23 protein-coding genes and 1 rRNA gene are annotated in these 21,916 nt (G+C 46.9%); 23 read left to right on the top strand and 1 reads right to left on the bottom strand.

Annotated elements, in window-relative coordinates; genetic code table 11:
• Positions 1-135: 135 nt before the first annotated feature.
• From rrf to pssA, 9 genes are all read left to right on the top strand, one after another.
• Positions 136-252, top strand: a 5S ribosomal RNA gene (gene rrf, locus MKY92_RS27145).
• 179 nt (positions 253-431) lie between these two features.
• A complete protein-coding gene (locus MKY92_RS27140) occupies positions 432-1,607 on the top strand; it encodes a GNAT family N-acetyltransferase (protein WP_339298250.1) in 1,176 nt (391 codons plus the stop codon).
• 461 nt (positions 1,608-2,068) lie between these two features.
• On the top strand, positions 2,069-2,530 hold the full coding sequence (locus MKY92_RS27135; RefSeq protein WP_036607135.1) for a CtsR family transcriptional regulator: 462 nt from the start codon (positions 2,069-2,071) through the stop codon (positions 2,528-2,530).
• Positions 2,531-2,561: 31 nt separating this feature from the next.
• Positions 2,562-3,086: a UvrB/UvrC motif-containing protein gene (locus MKY92_RS27130; protein ID WP_036607138.1), complete on the top strand. Its 525-nt coding sequence runs from the start codon at positions 2,562-2,564 to the stop codon at positions 3,084-3,086.
• Between the two features lie 28 nt (positions 3,087-3,114).
• Complete coding sequence (locus MKY92_RS27125) at positions 3,115-4,185, top strand: protein arginine kinase (protein ID WP_339298249.1); 1,071 nt, start codon at positions 3,115-3,117, stop codon at positions 4,183-4,185.
• A gap of 184 nt (positions 4,186-4,369) precedes the next feature.
• Complete coding sequence (gene clpC, locus MKY92_RS27120) at positions 4,370-6,832, top strand: ATP-dependent protease ATP-binding subunit ClpC (protein WP_339298248.1); 2,463 nt, start codon at positions 4,370-4,372, stop codon at positions 6,830-6,832.
• A gap of 272 nt (positions 6,833-7,104) precedes the next feature.
• The gene (radA, locus tag MKY92_RS27115; protein ID WP_036671578.1) at positions 7,105-8,472 is read left to right on the top strand and encodes a DNA repair protein RadA; all 1,368 of its coding nucleotides are present in this window, start codon (positions 7,105-7,107) and stop codon (positions 8,470-8,472) included.
• Positions 8,473-8,485: 13 nt separating this feature from the next.
• Positions 8,486-9,562, top strand: a complete 1,077-nt coding sequence (gene disA, locus MKY92_RS27110) for a DNA integrity scanning diadenylate cyclase DisA (protein ID WP_047841130.1) — start codon at positions 8,486-8,488, stop codon at positions 9,560-9,562.
• 45 nt (positions 9,563-9,607) lie between these two features.
• Entirely contained in the window at positions 9,608-10,339 is a 732-nt protein-coding gene (gene pssA / locus MKY92_RS27105; RefSeq protein WP_017692048.1) for a CDP-diacylglycerol--serine O-phosphatidyltransferase, read from the top strand.
• Between the two features lie 125 nt (positions 10,340-10,464).
• Here pssA and MKY92_RS27100 read toward each other — a convergent pair whose 3' ends face one another.
• Entirely contained in the window at positions 10,465-10,860 is a 396-nt protein-coding gene (locus tag MKY92_RS27100) for a hypothetical protein (protein ID WP_017692049.1), read from the bottom strand.
• A 172-nt stretch (positions 10,861-11,032) separates the two neighbouring features.
• Between MKY92_RS27100 and MKY92_RS27095 the strand changes: the two genes are divergently transcribed.
• From MKY92_RS27095 to rplK, 14 genes are all read left to right on the top strand, one after another.
• Positions 11,033-12,118, top strand: a complete 1,086-nt coding sequence (locus tag MKY92_RS27095) for a PIN/TRAM domain-containing protein (protein ID WP_339298247.1) — start codon at positions 11,033-11,035, stop codon at positions 12,116-12,118.
• 82 nt (positions 12,119-12,200) lie between these two features.
• Positions 12,201-12,896 carry a 2-C-methyl-D-erythritol 4-phosphate cytidylyltransferase gene (gene ispD / locus MKY92_RS27090; protein ID WP_253503551.1) on the top strand — a complete coding sequence of 232 codons (696 nt, stop codon included), beginning with the start codon at positions 12,201-12,203 and terminating at the stop codon, positions 12,894-12,896.
• A complete protein-coding gene (gene ispF, locus MKY92_RS27085) occupies positions 12,893-13,369 on the top strand; it encodes a 2-C-methyl-D-erythritol 2,4-cyclodiphosphate synthase (protein WP_017692052.1) in 477 nt (158 codons plus the stop codon). Before ispD ends, ispF begins: the two co-directional genes overlap by 4 nt.
• 33 nt (positions 13,370-13,402) lie before the next feature.
• On the top strand, positions 13,403-14,860 hold the full coding sequence (gltX, locus tag MKY92_RS27080; protein ID WP_036607153.1) for a glutamate--tRNA ligase: 1,458 nt from the start codon (positions 13,403-13,405) through the stop codon (positions 14,858-14,860).
• Between the two features lie 538 nt (positions 14,861-15,398).
• Positions 15,399-16,058, top strand: a complete 660-nt coding sequence (gene cysE, locus MKY92_RS27075) for a serine O-acetyltransferase (protein ID WP_221825254.1) — start codon at positions 15,399-15,401, stop codon at positions 16,056-16,058.
• A 42-nt stretch (positions 16,059-16,100) separates the two neighbouring features.
• Positions 16,101-17,501 (top strand): cysteine--tRNA ligase, encoded by a 1,401-nt coding sequence (gene cysS / locus MKY92_RS27070; RefSeq protein WP_339301921.1) that lies wholly within the window; start codon positions 16,101-16,103, stop codon positions 17,499-17,501.
• Positions 17,498-17,977 (top strand): ribonuclease III domain-containing protein, encoded by a 480-nt coding sequence (locus tag MKY92_RS27065; protein WP_076334124.1) that lies wholly within the window; start codon positions 17,498-17,500, stop codon positions 17,975-17,977. The genes cysS and MKY92_RS27065 overlap by 4 nt, the downstream gene beginning before the upstream one ends.
• Positions 17,978-18,020: 43 nt before the next feature.
• Positions 18,021-18,767, top strand: a complete 747-nt coding sequence (gene rlmB, locus MKY92_RS27060) for a 23S rRNA (guanosine(2251)-2'-O)-methyltransferase RlmB (RefSeq protein ID WP_017692057.1) — start codon at positions 18,021-18,023, stop codon at positions 18,765-18,767.
• A gap of 5 nt (positions 18,768-18,772) precedes the next feature.
• Positions 18,773-19,294 (top strand): NYN domain-containing protein, encoded by a 522-nt coding sequence (locus MKY92_RS27055; RefSeq protein WP_036607162.1) that lies wholly within the window; start codon positions 18,773-18,775, stop codon positions 19,292-19,294.
• A gap of 171 nt (positions 19,295-19,465) precedes the next feature.
• Positions 19,466-20,110: an RNA polymerase sporulation sigma factor SigH gene (sigH, locus tag MKY92_RS27050; RefSeq protein WP_017692059.1), complete on the top strand. Its 645-nt coding sequence runs from the start codon at positions 19,466-19,468 to the stop codon at positions 20,108-20,110.
• A 304-nt stretch (positions 20,111-20,414) separates the two neighbouring features.
• Positions 20,415-20,564 (top strand): 50S ribosomal protein L33, encoded by a 150-nt coding sequence (gene rpmG / locus MKY92_RS27045; RefSeq protein WP_072735843.1) that lies wholly within the window; start codon positions 20,415-20,417, stop codon positions 20,562-20,564.
• A gap of 17 nt (positions 20,565-20,581) precedes the next feature.
• Positions 20,582-20,773, top strand: coding sequence for a preprotein translocase subunit SecE (gene secE, locus MKY92_RS27040; protein ID WP_017692060.1), 192 nt, complete (start codon positions 20,582-20,584; stop codon positions 20,771-20,773).
• Positions 20,774-20,794: 21 nt separating this feature from the next.
• The gene (gene nusG / locus MKY92_RS27035; protein ID WP_036607165.1) at positions 20,795-21,328 is read left to right on the top strand and encodes a transcription termination/antitermination protein NusG; all 534 of its coding nucleotides are present in this window, start codon (positions 20,795-20,797) and stop codon (positions 21,326-21,328) included.
• 68 nt (positions 21,329-21,396) lie between these two features.
• The gene (gene rplK / locus MKY92_RS27030) at positions 21,397-21,822 is read left to right on the top strand and encodes a 50S ribosomal protein L11 (protein ID WP_017692062.1); all 426 of its coding nucleotides are present in this window, start codon (positions 21,397-21,399) and stop codon (positions 21,820-21,822) included.
• Positions 21,823-21,916 lie beyond the last annotated feature (94 nt).

Genomic DNA, 21,916 nt, shown 5'->3' with positions numbered 1-21,916 from the left:
GATAATTCGCGTGTTTCGTTTCGAATCTAGTTTTCAGAGAATGACCTCTGAAATGAAAATTGGTACATCACAGAATGTGTGTATAATTTTCAGTTCCATATCTGATTTTAAGAAGCTATGCTTCGATAACTCGCGTTTGGTGGCGATGGCGGAGGGGTTCCACACGTACCCATCCCGAACACGACCGTTAAGCCCTCTAGCGCCGATGGTACTTGGACCGCAGGGTCCTGGGAGAGTAGGACGCCGCCAAGCGAAGAACCACTGCCGATGTTATTCGGTGGTGGTTTTTATTTGTTTATTTAAGGGGATGCGAAAGTATCTCTTATTTGACTTTGTAAGAATCCTCTGACACACTCTAAGGGGTACATATATCAGATATCAGGCTATGATTGGGATTGATAACAACTCTAGCGAATGGGGTGTAGGAGAACATGGAAATTCAGAAATTGACGGTAGATGATTTTGAACCAGCGATGGCACTCTCCGAATATGCTTTTCAAGTAGTAATGAGTGAAGAACAGAAAGAAAAACGGCGGAGTCAATTTTCGTCACAGGATATATGGGGTGTATATGAGGGCGGGCAGCTAGGAGCCAAACTTCACATCATTCCTTTTCAAACCTATATTCATGGCAGATCGTTCGAGATGGGCGGTATTGCGGGTGTAGCCACCTGGCCAGAGTATAGACGTAAAGGCTGGGTAGCGGGTCTGCTGAAGCATGCGTTGGAAGAAATGAATCGTAACAAACAAAGTATATCATTCTTGCATCCATTCTCCTTTGGTTTCTATCGAAAGTATGGATGGGAGACTTATGTTGAATTTAAACGTTATAAAGTACCTACAGCTCATTTGCCTTCGAAAAAAGCGACACCTGGAACAATTCGGCGTGGGGATCCGGGCCTAAGCATATTAAAGGAAGTATACAGTGCTTATGCTGAGCGTTATAACGGAACTCTGGTTCGGGATGATGCAAGGTGGGAGAATTCAGTTCTTGTTAATGGGACCAGCCAGAAGGCTGTATATTACGATGAAGCTGATGCAGCACAAGGTTATCTTTTATATGAGGTTAAGGAAAATAAATTTACCATTAAAGAGATCATCTATCTGAATGAAGAGGCGAGGCAAGGGCTGTGGACCTTCATTGCCAACCATGATTCCATGATCCAGGAAGTAACGTTGCAGGCGCCTGCCAGTGATACGCTTGCCTTCCAATTGGATAACCCACGGATTCAGCAGGAGATTGTACCTTATTTTATGGCGCGTATCGTTAGTGTAGAGCAGTTTATATCCCAGTATCCATTTGCAAGCCAGGACTCACCGGTGCAGATTGTTCTTCAGGTAGAAGATGCCCACGCTCCATGGAATGAAGGGGTATGGCAATTAAACGTGGCAATGAACGGGACAGCGTCCATATGGAAAACATCGGAGCCAATTACTGATGATCAGATCATTAAGGTGGATATTCAATCCCTTACCGCGGTCCTGATGGGATATCGCAGACCAACGGAAATGGCGCGAATCGGAAGAATTCACGGACCGAACACAGCAATCAAGGCTTTGGAACAAGCGATTCCTGAACGGGAAACCTATTTGCTCGATTTCTTCTGATGACTATTCCCACTGCTCCATTTAACCTGATTAGCTTATATAGAAATACGGCGTGATTGAAAGACAAATGGACTTCTCCAGCAATTTTGGAGAGGTTTTTTTGTGTCCGGGGAATATTTCGTGTAAAATCGTAAAAAATGAATAGTGACCCCACTTGGCAAAACCACAAAATATGCTATAATGGTTATAAAGTCAAAGAAAGTCAAAGTCAACTAAAGGTTTAATACTTAAGTAGCTTTCTTTCTACAATCTGATGCATGATCGCCAATATACGGGATTCACTTCATCGGAGGATCAAGGGAATATTAAAGGACCTTCGTGCTTCCTTCGCTCTCCTATTGACACCTGTGGAAGCAAGATTCGCTGTTTCCCTGATTGGTTAAATGGGTAGAGAAGGTGTACTCTGTGGGGGCGTGTGGGTCCTTATTGACTTAACGTTTCAGACAGTGGAGGATGATTGGATGCGTAATATCTCTGATATTATCGAACGATATCTGAAGAGTATTTTGCATGAAAGTCCCGAAGGAATGGTTGAAATTCAGCGTAATGATCTGGCAGATCAATTCTCATGTGTACCTTCCCAGATCAATTATGTCATCAGCACACGTTTTACACTCGAGAAGGGATACCTGGTAGAGAGTAAACGCGGCGGTGGTGGTTATGTTCGCATACAGCGCATTGAATTACCGGCCCAATCAGCTCTGCATAATCATTTGCACCATAGTATTGGTGAAGAGATCGGGCAGACAGCTGCCGAAGGTCTGATCTATCAATTGGAAGAAGCGCGCTTCTTGAGCAAGCGGGAAGCCGGGTTGATGCGAGCTGCTGTATCTAGAGAGGTTATATTGGTCAAACTTCCTTACCGGGATCAAATTCGTGCCAGAATGTTGAAGGCGATGTTAATATCTTTGCTCGGTAAATGAAAACTATCGGGGTCAAAGGAGGTACATCAATATGCTGTGCCAAGAATGCAATAAACGTCCGGCGACACTTCATTTTACGAAGATCGTAAATGGAGAGAAGACGGAATTCCATATTTGTGAGTCATGTGCCCGTGAAAAAGGGGAAATGATCCCTGGAACAGCAGGTGGGTTTTCCATTCACAACTTGTTGTCCGGATTGCTTGATTTTGATCCAGCCGGCAAAAGTGGATCGGCAGGAACACCACCTGCAAAAGCTCTTCAATGTGAAGAGTGTGGTATGACGTACGCACAATTTAGTAAGATAGGCCGGTTCGGCTGCAGTTCATGTTATAAATATTTTGACAGTCGTCTGGATCCTTTGTTCAAGCGGGTTCATGGTAATACGTCCCATGTAGGAAAAGTGCCTGCACGAGCTGGTGGTCGCATCAAGGTGAAACGGCAAATTGCTGATCTGAAGCGTGAGCTCCAAGAGAGCATCGCACAAGAGGAATTTGAAGAGGCGGCTCAGATCCGTGACCAGATCAGAGGACTTGAAAAAGGAATAGCTCAGGAGTAAAGTTTGTCATGAGTAGGAGGGATGCGTAATGCCTAATCTGCGCTTTACAGAGAAGGCGCTCAGCGACTGGATGCGCAGTGATGCGGCTGATTCCGAAATTGTCATTAGCAGCCGTGTCCGGATTGCACGCAACCTTCAGCATGTTCCGTTTCCGATGCTGGCTTCCAATGAGCAATCGGAAGAGGTGCTGAATAAGCTGAGCGAAGTACTTCAATACGATGACGTTCATGCCTTTGGGGATTTTCATACGTTGGATCTGATCGATATTGACGAACTCGACAAACGGGTGCTGGTGGAGAAACATCTCATCAGTCCAAGTCTTGCGAATGAATCCAGGAATGGTGCGGTTATTCTCAGTGAGGATGAGTCGGTCAGTATTATGATTAACGAAGAGGATCATCTTCGTATCCAGTGCCTCTATCCGGGGTTCCAGGTGAAAGAAGCCTGGGAGAAAGCTTCCGCAATAGATGATGCTTTTGAAGCGCACGTGGACTATGCTTTTGATGATCGCAGAGGATACTTAACCAGCTGTCCTACCAATGTAGGTACAGGTGTCAGAGCATCGGTTATGATGCACTTGCCTGCCCTGGTGATGACACAACAGATTGGCCGTATTCTAACCGCAGTTTCCCAAGTGGGATTGACGGTAAGAGGAATATACGGTGAAGGTAGCGAGGCGATGGGTAACCTGTTCCAGATCTCGAACCAGATTACATTGGGACAGACCGAACAGGAAGTCATCGAGAACCTGCATGGTGTTGTATTACAGATGATAGGTCATGAGCGTACAGCCAGAGAACGGTTAATTACCGACTCCAGACTTCGGATTACGGATCGTGTCATGCGCTCTTACGGCATATTGTCTCATGCAGCTATTGTTGATTCCAAGGAAGCTGCACAGCGCTTATCGGATGTACGCCTTGGCGTGGATCTCGGTTTGTTGGATGGACTGTCCATTACGGTAATGAATGAGTTGAATGTGATGACACAGCCGGGATTCTTGCAGAAAACGTTCGGGGAAGATATGCGCACAGATGAGCGTGACATCTACCGTGCTCAGTTGATTCGTGATACGATCAAGGCAGCGAAGCAGTCCTAGTTTAGCCTGATATTGTATTGAATTAAGGTTTCATGCCGCATTGCGGCTTTTATATAATAAGGCATCTACAAATGCCAAATGACTTTATTCGCAGCACGGCTGCAAACAAAAATGATATGAAGAATACGACGGTTATTTCATTACATGACCTCGTTTTATCCAAAACCATGGAGGTGCAGGAGATATGATGTTTGGAAGATTTACGGAACGGGCCCAAAAGGTGCTCGCACTCGCGCAGGAAGAAGCTGTCCGTCTCGGTCATAATAACATCGGTACTGAGCATATTTTGCTCGGCCTCATTCGTGAAGGCGAAGGCATCGCAGCCAAAGCACTGATCGGCCTGGGACTCGGATTGGAAAAAATTCAGGATGAAGTAGAAACGCTGATTGGCCGTGGCCAAGAGCAACCTACCAACATTGCATATACGCCACGTGCGAAAAAAGTAATTGAACTGTCTATGGATGAAGCTCGTAAATTGGGCCACACTTATGTAGGCACAGAGCATATCCTGCTCGGATTGATTCGTGAAGGCGAGGGTGTTGCAGCACGTGTGCTCAATAACCTGGGGATCAGCCTGAACAAAGCACGTCAACAAGTGCTGCAGTTGCTTGGCAGCAGTGAAGCTGTATCCAGTCATAATGGAACACCTGCCAATGTCAGCACACCAACACTGGACAGTCTGGCGCGTGATCTAACGGCGTATGCCAAAGAGAACAACCTGGACCCAGTCATTGGACGTAGCAAAGAAATTGAACGTGTCATCCAGGTGCTCAGCCGTCGTACCAAGAACAACCCGGTATTGATCGGTGAGCCAGGTGTAGGTAAAACAGCGATTGCTGAAGGCCTTGCACAAAAAATCATTGCAAATGAAATTCCGGAAACATTACGCGACAAACGTGTAATGACCCTGGATATGGGTTCTGTAGTCGCTGGAACCAAATATCGTGGTGAGTTCGAAGATCGTCTGAAAAAAATCATGGATGAGATTCGCCAAGCAGGTAACATTGTCCTGTTTATCGACGAATTGCATACCTTGATTGGCGCAGGCGGAGCTGAAGGTGCCATCGATGCTTCTAACATTTTGAAACCGGCTCTGGCCCGTGGAGAATTGCAATGTATCGGTGCGACAACACTGGATGAATATCGTAAATACATCGAGAAGGATGCAGCGCTTGAGCGTCGTTTCCAACCGATTACTGTAGATCAGCCCTCTCCGGAAGAAGCGATTCAAATCTTGCACGGCTTGCGTGACCGTTATGAGGCGCATCACCGCGTGAAAATTACGGACGAAGCCATTGTGCAGGCGGTTAAACTGTCTGATCGTTACATCACGGACCGTTTCTTGCCAGACAAAGCGATTGACCTGATTGATGAAGCAGGTTCCAAAGTAAGATTGAACTCTTACACGATCCCACCAAACCTGAAACAACTGGAAAGCCGTCTGGAAGATATCCGTAAGGAAAAAGACGCTGCAGTTCAAAGTCAGGAGTTCGAAAAAGCAGCAGCTCTGCGTGATACGGAACAAAAAATCCGTGAAGAGCTGGATGTAACGAAGAACCAGTGGAAAGAGAAACAAGGTCGCACCGATTCCGAGGTTACTCCTGAGGATATCGCACAAGTGGTAGCCAGCTGGACTGGAATCCCTGTGAATCAACTGAAAGAAGAAGAGACACAGCGTCTGATGAATCTGGAGTCTATTCTACATGAACGTGTCATCGGTCAGGATGAAGCAGTGAAGTCTGTCAGCCGTGCGGTTCGTCGTGCTCGTGCGGGACTTAAAGATCCAAAACGTCCGATGGGTTCATTCATTTTCCTCGGCCCTACAGGGGTAGGTAAAACAGAACTTGCTCGTGCTCTGGCTGAAGCGATGTTCGGCGATGAAAATGCAGTAATCCGGATTGATATGTCCGAGTATGGTGAGAAGCACTCGACTTCCCGACTTGTCGGAGCGCCTCCAGGATATGTTGGGTACGAAGAAGGTGGCCAGCTGACAGAGAAAGTTCGTCGCAAGCCATATTCCGTAGTCCTTCTCGATGAAATCGAGAAAGCACATCCAGAAGTATTCAATATCTTGTTACAAGTGCTTGAGGATGGTCGACTGACCGATTCCAAAGGTCGCGTCGTTGACTTCCGCAATACGCTGATCATTCTAACATCCAACGTGGGTGCCGAAGCGATCAAACGTAACTCAACACTGGGCTTCACTGCAGTTGTAGATGCAGGAGCAGATTATGACAACATGAAGGGGAAAGTGATGGATGAGCTGAAGAAAAGCTTCCGTCCAGAGTTCCTTAACCGGATTGATGAAATTATCGTGTTCCACTCACTCGAAGAAAAACACATCGCTGAAATTGTTACGCTTATGAGTGAAGAACTTCGTAAACGACTGCTCGAACATGAGGTCGATTTCGAACTCACTGATAATGCCAAGTCTTTCCTTGCGAAGTCAGGCTTTGATCCAGCTTACGGTGCGCGTCCGCTTCGTCGGGCGATCCAGAAGCATATCGAGGACAAATTGTCCGAAGAGTTGCTCACAGGTAACGTAACCAAAGGGGATTCATTGCTCATCGACGAAGAGAACGGTGCACTGTCTGTTACGAAAAAAGACGTAGTTGTTCCTTCGAACGAGGAAATCGAAACGAAATAATATACAGAAAGCTTTGGAGTTAAACTTCAGCTTGTATTAATCTTTATTCCTTAATCAAATCCTTCTCGGCTTCGGCCGGGGAGGATTTTTTGCACTTTGGACAGAAGACGGACATGATTATGTCAGGAACATGTGTAAAGTTTGCGATAATCCTTTACGAAAAATCTCAAACAATGGTAAACTTTTAGTAACCCTGCACGTCAGGGAGTTTGGATGAAATTCGTCGAATAATGCAAAATGCTGTTATAAAACTAAATTATAGGAGTGCTGAAGTGGCCAAAGTTAAAACCAAGTTTCAATGTACGGAATGCGGCTATGAAGCCCCCAAGTGGTACGGTAAGTGTCCGGGTTGTCAGTCATGGAATTCAATGGTGGAAGAGACAGAGACGGTGGTCAAAACACAGGGGAGAAATTCTCCTCTGTTTGACAGTAAAGATAAACCGCTTCCTATCATAGATATAGATAGCGGTCAGGAACCGCGTGTACAGACTGGAATCGGAGAGTTGAACCGGGTATTGGGTGGCGGAATCGTTCCGGGTTCACTCGTTCTGGTGGGCGGAGATCCGGGTATCGGTAAATCAACGTTGATGTTGCAGACGTCCCATGCTTTGACGCATTCGGGTTTGCGTGTGTTATATGTTTCCGGTGAGGAATCAGTCAAGCAAACCAAATTGCGGGCAGACCGCCTCGGGGCACTCTCTGCCGAGTTGTATGTACTGTGTGAAACCAATATGGAACGTGTAGAGGAAGCGGTGGATCAGATCCAGCCGCATTTTCTTGTCATCGACTCCATTCAGACGGTATATCTTCCCGAAGTTACCAGTGCGCCAGGTAGTGTAGCGCAGGTAAGGGAATGTACGTCAAGGTTTATGCGGATTGCCAAAGGCAGAGGCATTGCAACGGTTCTTGTGGGGCATGTTACCAAAGAAGGTGCCATTGCCGGTCCACGTATGTTAGAACATATGGTGGATTGCGTCCTTTATTTTGAAGGAGAACGGCATCATACGTATCGCCTGCTCCGTGCGGTGAAGAACCGTTTTGGTTCAACCAATGAGATTGGCATTTTTGAAATGGGCGAGGATGGACTTCGTGAGGTGGGCAATCCGTCCGAACTCTTTTTGTCGGAACGTCCACTGGGTGTAGCTGGTTCAACGGTAGTTGCCAGTATGGAGGGTACACGCCCTCTGCTCGTGGAATTGCAGGCGTTGATCTCGACCACACATTTCCCTTCTCCCCGCCGTATGGCAACAGGGGTAGATCTGCATCGATTAAATCTGATCATTGCAGTGCTGGAGAAACGGATGGGGATGTTTTTACAGACCCAGGATGCGTATCTGAACGTGGCTGGTGGAGTACGGTTGGATGAGCCCGCTGTAGATTTAGCGGTTGCTGTCAGCATTGCATCCAGTTTGAGAGATGTACCGACCAAGCCGGACGACGTCATCTTTGGCGAGATTGGTCTGACAGGTGAAGTTCGAGCCGTATCACGGGCCGAACAACGAGTGAAGGAAGCCGCAAAGCTGGGCTTCAAGCGAGTCATTTTACCAGAAAAAAGCTTAAAGGGCTGGAAACATCCTCGCGGGATACAACTGATCGGTGTGAATACCGTGGCAGATGCACTAGCGGTTGCTTTAGATTAGGGGGCATAACAAGATGAAAGATATGAGCCAACTGGATAATATGAATGAGTTGTTAAGGCTGATCGCACCAGGTACACCTTTCCGCGAAGGTCTGGAAAATGTGCTGCGCGCCAAGACGGGCGCACTGCTTGTTGTAGGATACAGCCCTGAAGTAATGGAAGTGGTGGATGGGGGATTCTCGATTAACTGTGATTTCTCCCCGAACTATCTGTACGAACTCGCCAAGATGGATGGAGCCATTATTCTTAGCGAGGATTTGAAGCGTATTCTTTACGCCAATACCCAGTTAATCCCCGACTCGTCGATCTCATCATCAGAGACGGGGATTCGTCACCGGACGGCAGAGCGTGTAGCAAAGCAAACGGGTAAATTGGTCGTATCCATATCACAGCGTCGGAATATCATTACCCTGTATCAGGGAACACTTCGTTATTCCCTCAAGGAAATCGGGGTTATTTTGACCAAAGCGAATCAAGCGATTCAAACCTTAGAGAAATACAAAGCGGTATTAACACAGTCTCTTACGAATCTGAGTGCCTCTGAATTTGAGGAACTGGTGACGATTCCTGAAGTGGTTAATGTGATTCAGCGTACCGAAATGGTGATGCGGATCAAAACGGAAATCAAACGATACATTCATGAACTTGGGAATGAGGGACGACTCATTTCCATGCAAATGGAAGAACTCGTGGGTACAACGGAAGAAGAAGCCTGGTTATTGTATAAGGACTATGCCCGTGACGACAGTGATGACAAAATCCGTGAAATTATCGTGGGACTGAAAAGATTGTCGGACGATGAGTTGCTGGATGCACATCATATTGTCCGTCTTCTCGGCTATCCTTCATCAGCGGCTACTTCTGAGGATTCGGTTGCCCCTCGTGGATTCCGGGTATTAAATAAGATCCCCCGCCTGCCCAATGTCATTATCCATAATTTGGTGGATCAATTCGAACAATTGCCTCATGTGATTATGGCTACAATTGAAGAACTGGACGAAGTGGACGGTATTGGTGAAGTTCGTGCCCGGACCATTAAGGAAGGCCTCAAACGTTTGCAGGAGCAGATGTTTATCGACAGACAGATGTAAGGGTTTGCCTATATAAAGGCTTGAAATGGATGAGGTGAAACAACGATGCTAACCAGATTCATTCCGAATCTCTTTACCCTGGGTAATCTGTTTCTTGGAATGATGGCAATTTTGCTTGCGATTGATGGAAATTACAGTTTGGCTGCCATTATGGTCATTGTAGCGATGTTGCTGGATGGTCTGGATGGCCGAGTGGCACGTGCACTTAATGCCCAAAGCGAATTCGGCAAGGAACTGGATTCCTTGTCTGACATGGTTTCCTTTGGTGCAGCACCAGCCCTGATCATATTTATGGTGTCGTTTCAAGATTCGATGCCGATCCTCGCCTGGATCGCAACAGCGGCTTTTCCGATCTGTGGAGCCATTCGTCTTGCTCGGTTTAATGTTCGTCCGGGAATTCCCGGGTATTTCACAGGTCTGCCGATTCCCGCAGCCGGTGGGGTGCTGGCTACACTGTCCTTGTTCAATAAGGATATTGGTCCGGTTAGCATGATGATTGCTACGTTGCTGTTATCGTATCTGATGGTGAGTTCGCTTAAATATCCCAATTTCAAAAAGGTCGGTTTGCCACGCAAGGCAATCTGGATTGCACCATGGGTTGTGTTATTTGCCATAGCCGTAGCCGTTATTTTCCCGGAGCAGTTATCCAAATTGATCTTTATTCCGCTGGTATTATACGCCTTGTATGGAATGAAGCATAATGTGCGAACAGCGGCCTCACGTAGTCGGGCGAAAAAGCGCAAGGATGAGAAATCTTCCCGTCCTTCCGATCGGTAAGTCGCCTTGGGACAGACACTATACAAAGAAAGCACGTACTCTCCTGAACTGGAGAATGCGTGCTTTTTGTTTATTCAGATCTATTTACGGTAAAAGAAACCCTTGCGGACGACATACATATCTTCTTACGACAGATTAAACATCCCTAACGTTGAACACTTCTGTGATTCGTGATTTACGACCTCTTCCATGTTAATGTCCAGCAGATTGCAGAGAGCTGACATGTAGAACAGGTTCCGCCCTAGTTCAGAGCTGATGACCTCTCTGCAGTTCTCACACAACTCACCTTCCACATGCGTTTCCAACAGGCCCTTGGTTTGAGCGATATCGCTCTCCGGGGCATATTTCTGCTTGGTGGCGTGCAGCTCGATGCAGCCGCATTCGGTAATGGCTTTGGACACGGCACGGTTAACAGACGCTCCGGCTTGTCCCGTTTTGGACAGTACATCAATCAGGCTGCGATGACGCAGCAACAGTTCAGAAACTTGATCCTGGAAAGCCTGTAAACTCAGCGTACTCATTTTGCCAATCACCTCGGGATATGAATTGAATTCATTATATGCCAATAATTTACCTACTTTCAACTGACGATTGCAACATTTCCAAAAAGTTCTTCCAGATGGGATTAGCAATTCAGGAATTGGATCATACTGGATATAAAGTCAAGATACATTGAAGGAGGTGCAGGGACTAATGTGGAAAAAAGGCATTTTAACTTTTACAGGATTGTGCGGTGCATGGTTCGGCTACACGGCATATCATCTGGCAGGAAAATCGGTCCCATGGATGGCGGAGTGGATTCAGTCAGCAGGATTACTGGGAGCTGGTATATCGACACTGCTGGGAGCTGTAATGTTTATGGCTGTATGTAATATTGGTGGAACATTGGTGGCAGACAGGCTGCATAGTGGAATCGATTCATTGGCAAAAGTACCTATGAACGAACTGGCTGCAGGTGCCGCAGGTACCGTTGCAGGATTGCTGGTGGCCTTGTTGATCTACCCTGTTGTGGGATGGATGGGGACGGCAGGAGAAGTGCTGCAAGTGGCGCTGACGGTGATTAGTGCTTATTCCGGTTATACCCTTGCCATGGCGAAGAAAGACGATCTAGGGGCCTTCTGGATGTCTGGAAGATGGGGTCATCCCGAGGTGGACGAGGATAGACGGATGGAAGAACATAAGATTCTGGATACCAGTGTTATTATCGATGGGCGTATCGCTGATATATGCAAAACCGGATTTATTGAAGGCACGATCGTAATTCCGGAATTTGTTCTGGAGGAGTTACAGCATATTGCTGATTCATCGGATCTGCTCAAGCGGAACAGAGGACGGCGTGGACTGGACATTTTGAACAAAATCCAGAAGGAACTCGATGTAAAAGTCCTGATCTACGAGGGGGATTTCGAGGAAATCTCCGAGGTGGATAGCAAACTGGTTAAACTGGCTAAAGTGCTTCAGGGTAAAGTGGTCACCAATGACTTTAACCTGAACAAAGTGTGCGAACTCCAGGGTGTATCTGTGTTGAACATTAATGATCTCGCTAATGCGGTTAAGCCGGTTGTTCTGCCAGGTGAGGAGATCATGGTGCAGATCATCAAGGATGGCAAGGAGCATGGTCAAGGTGTAGCTTATCTGGATGATGGCACAATGATCGTTGTGGAAGGCGGACGCGAGTATATCGGCATGATGATGGAAGTGCTGGTGACCAGTGTGTTGCAGACTTCAGCGGGACGAATGATTTTTGCCAAGCCGAAACTGTTGGAAAAAGCCCAATAAAGCGGTATGATGGGTAGTGTATCGTTGAATGATATTGTATATCTTTGGACGATAAACTGACAGACAAGGCAGGGATTGCGGCATGGATAAAGGGTGGGGCGTTGTCATTGTGGCAGCAGGTCGCGGAACCCGGATGGGGACGACCGAGAGCAAACAGTTTCTGTTGCTGCAGGACAAGCCCGTTTTCATACATACGCTTGAGGTATTTGCTGCGCTGGACGAGATCCGCGAGATGGTGCTGGTCACAGGAACCGCAGATGTTGAACGCTGCCAGGATTGGGTAAAAGAATACCAACTGGATTCACGTGTCCGTGTTATCCCCGGAGGGAAAGAGAGACAACATTCTGTCCATAAAGGCCTTGAGGCACTTGGGACGGATTGGGTTCTCGTTCACGACGGGGTACGTCCTTTTGTGAACCATGAGCAGATCAAGGGATGCATGGCGGCCGCCATATCCGGTGGTGGAGCAGCTGTGCTGGCGGTTCCCGTGAAGGATACGATCAAACAAGTGAATGCGGAAGGAGTCGTTACGGCGACGCCAGACCGCAGCAGTCTGTGGAGCATTCAAACCCCGCAGGCTTTTCGTCTTTCTTCCCTGCTCTCCGCCTACGAATCAGCCGAGCAGGACGGATTTCTGGGAACAGATGATGCCATGCTGGCTGAACGTCAGGGAATGTCGGTCAAGGTTGTGGAAGGCAATTATACCAATATCAAATTAACAACGCCGGAAGATTTGCAATATGCTGCGTTTTTGCTGGGGGGAGAGAAGAAGCGATGATACGTGTAGGACAGGGATTTGATGTACATCAGCTGGTAGAGGGACGCCCGTGCATTATTGGCGGAGTAACGATTCCTTATGAAAAAGGACTGCTGGGTCACTCGGACGCAGACGTGCTGTTGCACGCGATTAGTGATGCCATTTTGGGTGCGCTGGCACTTGGGGATATTGGCAAACACTTCCCGGATACCGATCCGGAATTCAAAGATGCCGACAGCCTGAAATTGCTGGAGCATGTATGGCAGCTTGTGAAGGATCGCGGGTATAAGCTAGGGAATATTGATTCAACGATTATTGCCCAGAAGCCAAAGATGGCTCCTTACATCCCACAGATGGCTGAGGTTATTGCCAAGGCACTGGAAGCGGATGTAACACAGGTGAACGTGAAAGCAACAACGACAGAACAACTGGGATTCCCGGGACGGGGAGAGGGCATTGCCGCTCAATCCGTTGTTTGCCTTGTACGTGTGTGATATCATCAATCAATTAGTGACGGAGGGGATCATATGAGCACGGATATTCGTGTGCGTTACGCGCCGAGCCCAACGGGACACCTGCATATCGGGAATGCCCGTACGGCGTTGTTTAACTATTTATATGCCAAACATAATAACGGTAAATTCATTATTCGTATTGAAGATACGGACGTGAAACGGAATATTGCCGGTGGTGAAGAAAGCCAACTGAAATACCTGAAATGGCTCGGAATTGAGTGGGACGAAAGTATTGACGTGGGCGGAGAATACGGACCATACCGTCAAACGGAACGTCTGGACCTCTATCGTAAATATACGCAGGAATTGCTGGATAAAGGTCTGGCTTACCGTTGCTTCTGCACGGAAGAAGAATTGGAGCAAGAGCGCGAGGAACAGTCAGCACGTGGAGAAACACCGCGTTATTCTGGCAAACACCGTGACCTGACTCCAGAGCAAATTAGTGCGTTTGAAGCGGAAGGCCGCGTAGCGAGTATTCGTTTCCGTGTGCCGGAAGAGCGCACATATACGTTTGATGATATGGTTAAAGGCACAATCTCGTTCAACAGCAAGGAATCCGGTGACTTCGTCATTGTGAAAAAAGACGGCATTCCCACATACAACTATGCCGTTGCTGTGGATGATCACTTGATGAAGATCTCCCACGTCCTGCGTGGGGAAGATCACATCTCGAACACGCCGCGTCAACTGATGATCTATGAAGCGCTTGGCTGGGAGCCACCGCAATTCGGTCATATGACGTTGATCGTGAATGAAAATCACAAGAAGCTGAGTAAACGGGATGAATCCGTTATTCAGTTTATTGAGCAGTATGATCAGCTCGGGTATTTGCCTGAGGCAATGTTTAACTTCATTTCCCTGCTCGGCTGGTCGCCGGAAGGGGAAGAAGAGATCTTCTCGCAAGAGCAACTGATCTCCATTTTTGATACGAAACGTCTGTCCAAGAGCCCGGCGGTATTTGATACCCACAAGCTGGCGCACTTAAACAACCACTATATCAAACATGCTGACCCGGAACGTATTGCCGAAATGGCCATTCCGCATCTGCAAAAGGCTGGACGTATTTCTTCCGAGCTGTCTGCTGAACAAAAAGAATGGGCTTATACACTGGTACACCTGTACCAGGAGCAGATGAATTCTGCCTCCGATATTGTCGAATTGTCGGAAGTATTCTTCCGTTCCAATCTGGAGCTTGAAAGTGAAGGAGAAGCAGTGCTTGCGGAGGAGCAGGTGCCAACCGTACTGAAGGCATTTGCGGATAAAGTACAGGCGAGCGAAGAGTTTACTCCAAGCAAAATGGCTGCATTGATCAAGGAAGTACAGAAAGAAACCGGCTTTAAGGGCAAACAGCTCTTTATGCCAATTCGTGTAGCCTTGACTGGACAGACGCATGGACGGGATCTGAATCAAACGATCGTGCTTCTGGGTCGTGATACGGTGATCGAACGTTTGCTTGCACAAGTAAAATAATCTTAGTCGAAGACATTCCGTTTATTTGGAATCTGAACACAGTCCTACGATGGATGGATTACGTAGGAGGCTGTTGTCAGTCTGAGGCCTTTTCGCTATAATAACAACACAACGAATAATTGATATGATTTATCTAATAGAACAGCAAAGATCGGGAGGAGTAGACTGACCCGGACAGATTCAGAGAGGATGGTCCCGCAGCAAAGAAAGATTTCTTTGGTTGCGGTGGCTGTGAGCCATCCACTGTCCATCAGTCGAAATGCGCCCGTGAGCTGCACAGCCGAATCCGGCCCCGCCCTTGTTGATCATGACAAGGGAAAACGTTAGGATAGGTTGTGACGATTGGTTTCCGTTACCAAACCGCTTGAGGGCTCATTCTATTTAAGAATGAACCGAGCAGAGTGGGACCGCGATAAACGCCTCTGCAGCTAAATGCTGCAGGGGCGTTTTTTTGTTTAGGAGAGTGTGCAGTACACTACCAAGGAACGCGCCGTCCGGTAAGCCGGAGGACGAGAACCTGAACAAGAGGGGAACGAGCATGTTCAAGAAGATCAGATCAGATATCCAGGCGGTGTTTGAAAACGATCCGGCGGCCCGAGGTTGGTTTGAGGTGGTATTCACCTACTCAGGGCTGCATGCGATATGGGCACACCGGATGGCTCATTTTTTATACAAGAGAAGATGGTTCTCGGTTGCCAGGTTCATTTCGCAGGTTAGCCGGTTTATGACAGGAATTGAGATACATCCTGGAGCTACGATTGGAAATCGGTTGTTTATTGACCATGGAATGGGCGTCGTTATTGGAGAAACATGTGAGATTGGCGATGATGTCGTTATCTATCAGGGGGTTACCTTGGGCGGAACAGGGAAAGAAAAAGGGAAGAGACATCCGACCATTGGTAATAATGTGGTTATCTCATCCGGAGCGAAGGTGCTGGGTTCATTTAGCGTGGGGGATCAATGTAACATTGGTGCGAACTCCGTTGTGCTTAAGGAGGTCCCTTCCAATAGTACCGTGGTAGGTATACCGGGCAGAATTGTCAAACAGGATGGTCGACGGGTAGATCGCCTCAGTCAGCAATTGCCCGATCCGGTCGTTGACTCCCTGCGCAGTATGCAGAAAGAACTCGAACGATTGCAGAAAGAAGTACGTACACTGCAGAATGCCCGTGAAAATGAGACTGTGCGTGATACGTGATACAATAAATAAAGGCAGTATAGGATGAAAGGATAAGTGACCATGACGCTTCAGATTTATAATACGATGAGTCGTACCAAAGAGGAATTTGTTCCCCAAGAGCCAGGGAAAGTAAAAATGTATGTCTGCGGACCAACGGTATATGACTACATTCATATCGGGAATGCACGCCCGGTTATCTTTTTCGACACAGTTCGAGGATACCTGGAACAGACAGGACATGATGTGAACTATGTGGTGAACTTCACGGATGTGGACGATAAGCTGATTCGCAAAGCAGAACAACTTGGAACAGACGTTCCTCATGTAGCTGAGAAATTTATTGCTGCCTATTATGAAGACCTAGAGGGATTGGGTATTCCCAAGGCGAGCAGCAATCCGAGAGTAACGGAAAACATGCCGCTGATCATTGATTTTATCCGTGAGCTGGTTGAAAAAGGATTTGCGTATGAAAATGGCGGTGACGTCTATTATCGTACAGGCAAATTCAGCGAATATGGCAAACTTTCGAAACAAAACCTGCAGGAGCTGCAATTTGGAATCCGTGTGGGTGTGGATGAGCGCAAAGAGCATCCCGAAGACTTTGTGCTCTGGAAGGCTGCCAAACCAGGTGAGATCTATTGGTCCAGTCCTTGGGGGGATGGTCGACCAGGCTGGCATATTGAATGCTCCGCCATGGCTAGGGAGTACCTTGGGGATACACTGGACATTCACGGGGGTGGACAGGATTTGCAGTTCCCGCACCATGAGTGCGAATGCGCCCAATCCGAGGTATTAACAGGTAAACCACTTGCGAACTACTGGATGCATAATGGATTCATCCGGATTGATAACGAGAAGATGTCAAAATCACTCGGTAATGGTGTTCTGGTTAAAGACTTGCGGAATCAATATAAACGCGAAGCGATTCGTTATTTCATGTTGTCTACCCACTATCGCAACCCATTGAACTTCACGGATGATACGATGGAGCAGGCACAGAACAGTGTGGACCGGATTGCGAATGCGGTAGGTAACCTGAACCATCGTCTGAATGCAGTAACTGTTGATCGGGATATCACAGCAGAGTTTGCGGCAAGACTCGACCAAATTCGTCAGCAGTATCACGAGAAGATGCAGGATGATTTCAATACGCCTGATGCGATTACTGCTATGTTTGAGTGGGCAGGGGAAGCCAACCAACTGTTGCAGCAAGAAGTAGTTAATGCGGCAGACATTCGCGCGCTCCTCGAGTTGTTCAGTGAATTGAATGCTGTGCTGCGGATTTATACTGACGCAGAGCCAGAACTTCTGGATGAGGAAGTGGAACGTCTGATTGAAGAGCGTGTAGAAGCGCGTAAGTCCAAAAACTGGGCAAGAGCGGATGAAATTCGTGATGAATTGTCTGCACGTGGCATTCTGCTTGAAGATACGGCGCAGGGCATGAGATGGCGGCGCAAATGAGCGAAGGACATCCAAATACACCAAAACAACAGGAGCAGGTCACAGAGGGAGGATGGTTCCCGTATCCTCCTTCCAGACCTGCGAGGTTGATTCCACCTATTGCGCTGGCCTATATTGGTGATGCGGTATATGAGGTAGCTGTTCGTCAATATCTGTTGTCGAAGGCGAACATGCGTCCCAATCATTTGCACCGTAGTGCAACCGGGTTGGTATCAGCGAAGGCACAGAGCCGTATACTTACAACGATAGAGGCTGAACTGACAGAGGAAGAACGGGATATCGTCCGGCAAGGGCGGAATGCCAAGTCGGGTAGTGTACCCAAAAATGCAGATGTGTTGGAGTACAGACATGCCACGGCTTTTGAATGTCTCATTGGTTACCTCTATAGCAGTGGTCATCATGATCGCATGATTGAACTGATCGGGCATGGCATTGAGCACGCGGAACAACAATCGCCATCGCCGACAAAAAAATAGAAATTTCAACAAAACAACGCATTACAGAGAGGATCGAACAACGATGGAAGAAGAATGGATCGCCGGTAAACACTCCGTGACGGAGGCGCTGCGTTCAGGCCGGACCATTAATAAAATATGGATTGCCGACACAGCACAGAAACATCTGACTCAACCTATTATCTCGGAAGCTAAAAAACTAGGTATTGTCATTCAACACGTGGACAAGCGTAAGCTGGATCAAACGGTACCAGGCATTCAGCATCAGGGGGTAGTTGCTCAAGCGGCACCTTACGCTTATGTGGAGGTAGAAGACATTCTTGCCGCAGCAAAAGCGAAGAATGAGCATCCTTTCCTGATTCTGCTGGATGAGATTGAAGATCCTCATAACCTGGGGTCAATTTTGCGGACAGCAGATTGCACGGGTGCGCATGGCGTCATTGTACCGAAACGTCGCTCGGCAGCGGTAACCGTGACAGTATCCAAAACATCAGCAGGCGCTGTGGAGTACGTGCCAGTGGCTCGGGTAAGTAATCTTGGACAGACCATCGATCGCCTCAAAGAGGAAGGTGTATGGGTTGTAGGGACAGATGTCACTGCTCATGAAGGTGTCTTTGGTAATGGGGTCTTTACTGGCCCTGTGGCATTGGTAATCGGAAATGAGAACAAGGGAATGGGACGACTTATTCGTGAGAAATGCGATGTGCTGATCAAACTACCAATGCAAGGTCAGATTAATTCCCTGAATGCTTCCGTGGCAGCGGGGGTTGTCATGTACGAAGTGCTCCGCTCGCGTCAAGCGCAGGAATAGAAGGTATGGCTGATTCCCGTGATGTGCTTCTTGTAGACGGGTACAACATGATTGGCGACTGGCCGGAATTAACCAAACTGGCGGAAAGTGGGCTCGAAGAGGCACGTAACAGGCTTCTCTTTCGTCTTGCAGACTACCAGGCTTTCTCCGGCCGTCGAGTCATTGTTGTGTTTGACGCCTACCTCGTGCCTGGACTCGGTAAATCCTTTACTCAGAGCAAAGTGCAGATCTATTTTACAAAGGAAAAAGAGACGGCAGACGAATGCATTGAAAGACTCGTTCGGGAACTAAGCATGCGAAGACGCCAAATCTATGTGGCTACGAGCGATATGGTAGAGCAACATGTCATTTTTGGACAGGGAGCGCTACGCGTATCTGCAAGGGAGTTACTAATTGAAGTTGAGCAGAACGAAAAAGAATTAAAAAAACGACTGGAAGAAGATCAGGCGAAGACCACGCGTAACACACTCGGCGGTAAGTTAAGTCCCGATGTATTGAAAGAGTTTGAGCGATGGCGCCGGGAATAACAGCATGGTTTTACAAAATTTAGAATATTGAAACTCTTGACATTTATGTTATTGATGTTCTTTTTTAGGCAGAGCGTGGTTGACGGTGTGAGGTACCATCATATATACTGATCCTATATTTCATAGAGTAGAGTAACGGGGTACCTTGCGTTGCAGCCGGAGGGATTGTCTGTGAGTGTCGACCTCAAAGATATCATGTTATCCAAGTATGATTACCAAAGTGACGAAGACATTGTCGAAGCTTTCCGTGAAGGCGAAAGCGAAGCGTTAGAGTTTCTAATTAACAAATATCGTAACTTTGTACGCGCCAAGGCAAGATCTTATTTTCTGATTGGGGCAGACCGGGAAGATATTATTCAAGAAGGAATGATTGGCCTCTACAAATCCATTCGAGATTTCAAAGGGGACAAGCTGGCTTCGTTCAAGGCTTTTGCCGAACTGTGTATTACAAGACAGATCATCACGGCGATTAAGACAGCAACACGTCAGAAGCATATTCCGCTTAATTCTTATGTATCTCTGGACAAGCCTATTTATGACGAAGAGTCTGATCGTACGTTACTCGATGTGATTTGTGGAACCCAGGTCAGTGATCCGGAAGAACTTATCATCAATCAGGAAGAGTTTGTGGGCCTGGAAGATAAAATGTCCGAGATTCTGAGTGATCTGGAACGTAAAGTATTGATGTTGTATCTGGACGGGAGATCTTATCAAGAGATTGCAGTAGATTTGGACAGACATGTGAAGTCCATTGATAATGCACTTCAGCGCGTCAAGCGTAAACTTGAAAAGTACCTGGAAGTTCGAGATAATTAAACACATGTTGTCGTTGACGGAAAAGGCTCGGTGTTTGAGTCTTTTTTTAGTGTCTCAAGTTTATAAAATCTAAGAATGTTTATACTAGTAATCGCTCGGTCCATGCAGGAGAAGAGAAAAACAGAGATGAGAAACGAATGTACGTTGTACGGAAGTAATACCCAATGAATGAAAGGCTATTCTTTCATTGACATGGTTATACCCTTGTGATAAAGTGTTTTAGGTAGGCCTAAATTTATGGCTTTTTTTCAGGATCAATTTAGAGACTCTGCTTGAATGTGGAAGTCTTCGGGAGGTGTACATCATGCGGGTAATTATTACTTTGGCTTGTACTAACTGCAAACAAAGAAATTACACTACGACAAAAAACAAGCGTAATCACCCCGACCGCATGGAGATGAAGAAATTTTGCAAGTTTTGTAACGAGCAGACTTCTCATCGCGAAACCAGATAGTTTTTGGAGGTGTCGGCGTGAAACGAAGTTTCAAATCTCTGATTTCCTTTTTCTCAGAAAGCTGGGCTGAACTTAAAAAAGTTCGCTGGCCTAATCGTAAAGAGCTGACCAACTACACATTGATCGTACTTGGTACTGTTGTGGTTATGACGCTGTTTTTTTGGGTCATTGACATTGGCATCTCCTTTGTGATCGAAGCGATTATTTAAGAAGGGTTCCGGTGGCTTGATATGGAAAAAAGATGGTACGTCGTTCATACCTATTCAGGGTATGAGAACAAGGTCAAAGCCAATTTGGAAAAACGCGTAGAGTCTATGGGCATGGAAGACAAGATATTCCGCGTTCTTGTTCCTATGGAAGAAGAAGTGGTAAACAAGGACGGTAAGAAAAAAACCGTTATGCGTAAAGTTTACCCCGGTTATGTCTTGGTGGAAATGGTACAGACGGATGATTCTTGGTATGTTGTTCGCAATACACCAGGTGTTACAGGATTTGTCGGTTCGACAGGTTCTGGGTCCAAACCAACTGCATTGTTGCCTGAAGAAGTGGAACAAATTCTGAAGCACATGGGAATGGTTGAACCTAAGCCGAAAATTGAGTTCGATATTAAGGAATCCGTACGTATTAAAGTCGGTCCTTTTGCGAATTTCGTAGGCTCCGTGGAAGAGATTTTGGTAGAGAAAAGCAAGTTGAAAGTGCACGTGAACATGTTTGGACGGGAAACACCGCTTGAGTTGGAATACACACAAGTGGAGAAGATATAGTTTCTTCAAGTTTCTTGTGGGAGGGTTGAAAAACCCGTTAACCACTATTTTGCAAGGAGGTGTCAATCATGGCGAAAAAAGTTATTAAAATGGTAAAACTGCAGATTCCAGCAGGTAAAGCAAACCCAGCACCACCAGTAGGTCCAGCTTTGGGTCAAGCAGGTGTCAACATCATGGCATTCTGTAAAGAATTCAATGCTCGTACAGCTGATCAAGCGGGATTGATTATTCCAGTTGAAATTTCTGTATTCGAGGACCGTTCCTTTACTTTCATCACTAAAACTCCACCAGCAGCAGTTCTGTTGAAAGTGGCAGCTAAAGTTGAAAAAGGATCCGGCGAACCGAACAAGAAAAAAGTTGCTACTGTTAAACGTGATGCGGTACGTCAAATCGCAGAAACAAAAATGCCTGACCTGAATGCAGCAGACGTTGAGTCCGCAATGCGTATGGTCGAAGGTACTGCCCGCAGCATGGGTATCACCATCGAAGACTAATTTTCATAAGAAACATGGCTTCGTAAAACCGGTCGATTCGCGACCGGTTGATGTGGGAGGTATATCCGCTAACACCACAAAGGAGGAATAAAAC

This window comes from Paenibacillus sp. FSL R5-0623 (genome assembly GCF_037974265.1).
In the GTDB taxonomy this organism is placed as follows: Bacteria; Bacillota; Bacilli; order Paenibacillales; family Paenibacillaceae; genus Paenibacillus.
The sequence above is the reverse complement of the archived record's forward strand: the minus strand, read 5'-3'. Positions and strand labels throughout refer to the sequence as shown.

Coding starts and splice junctions, on each gene's coding strand:
- MKY92_RS27065 (WP_076334124.1), top strand. CDS start 17,498: ATGAGCGAAGGACATCCAAATACACCAAAACAACAGGAGCAGGTCACA.
- MKY92_RS27095 (WP_339298247.1), top strand. CDS start 11,033: ATGTGGAAAAAAGGCATTTTAACTTTTACAGGATTGTGCGGTGCATGG.
- cysE (WP_221825254.1), top strand. CDS start 15,399: ATGTTCAAGAAGATCAGATCAGATATCCAGGCGGTGTTTGAAAACGAT.
- MKY92_RS27100 (WP_017692049.1), bottom strand. CDS start 10,860: ATGAGTACGCTGAGTTTACAGGCTTTCCAGGATCAAGTTTCTGAACTG.
- nusG (WP_036607165.1), top strand. CDS start 20,795: ATGGAAAAAAGATGGTACGTCGTTCATACCTATTCAGGGTATGAGAAC.
- MKY92_RS27140 (WP_339298250.1), top strand. CDS start 432: ATGGAAATTCAGAAATTGACGGTAGATGATTTTGAACCAGCGATGGCA.
- rpmG (WP_072735843.1), top strand. CDS start 20,415: ATGCGGGTAATTATTACTTTGGCTTGTACTAACTGCAAACAAAGAAAT.
- MKY92_RS27055 (WP_036607162.1), top strand. CDS start 18,773: ATGGCTGATTCCCGTGATGTGCTTCTTGTAGACGGGTACAACATGATT.
- cysS (WP_339301921.1), top strand. CDS start 16,101: ATGACGCTTCAGATTTATAATACGATGAGTCGTACCAAAGAGGAATTT.
- disA (WP_047841130.1), top strand. CDS start 8,486: ATGAAAGATATGAGCCAACTGGATAATATGAATGAGTTGTTAAGGCTG.
- ispF (WP_017692052.1), top strand. CDS start 12,893: ATGATACGTGTAGGACAGGGATTTGATGTACATCAGCTGGTAGAGGGA.
- MKY92_RS27135 (WP_036607135.1), top strand. CDS start 2,069: ATGCGTAATATCTCTGATATTATCGAACGATATCTGAAGAGTATTTTG.
- ispD (WP_253503551.1), top strand. CDS start 12,201: ATGGATAAAGGGTGGGGCGTTGTCATTGTGGCAGCAGGTCGCGGAACC.
- rplK (WP_017692062.1), top strand. CDS start 21,397: ATGGCGAAAAAAGTTATTAAAATGGTAAAACTGCAGATTCCAGCAGGT.
- pssA (WP_017692048.1), top strand. CDS start 9,608: ATGCTAACCAGATTCATTCCGAATCTCTTTACCCTGGGTAATCTGTTT.
- MKY92_RS27125 (WP_339298249.1), top strand. CDS start 3,115: ATGCCTAATCTGCGCTTTACAGAGAAGGCGCTCAGCGACTGGATGCGC.
- gltX (WP_036607153.1), top strand. CDS start 13,403: ATGAGCACGGATATTCGTGTGCGTTACGCGCCGAGCCCAACGGGACAC.
- clpC (WP_339298248.1), top strand. CDS start 4,370: ATGATGTTTGGAAGATTTACGGAACGGGCCCAAAAGGTGCTCGCACTC.
- rlmB (WP_017692057.1), top strand. CDS start 18,021: ATGGAAGAAGAATGGATCGCCGGTAAACACTCCGTGACGGAGGCGCTG.
- MKY92_RS27130 (WP_036607138.1), top strand. CDS start 2,562: ATGCTGTGCCAAGAATGCAATAAACGTCCGGCGACACTTCATTTTACG.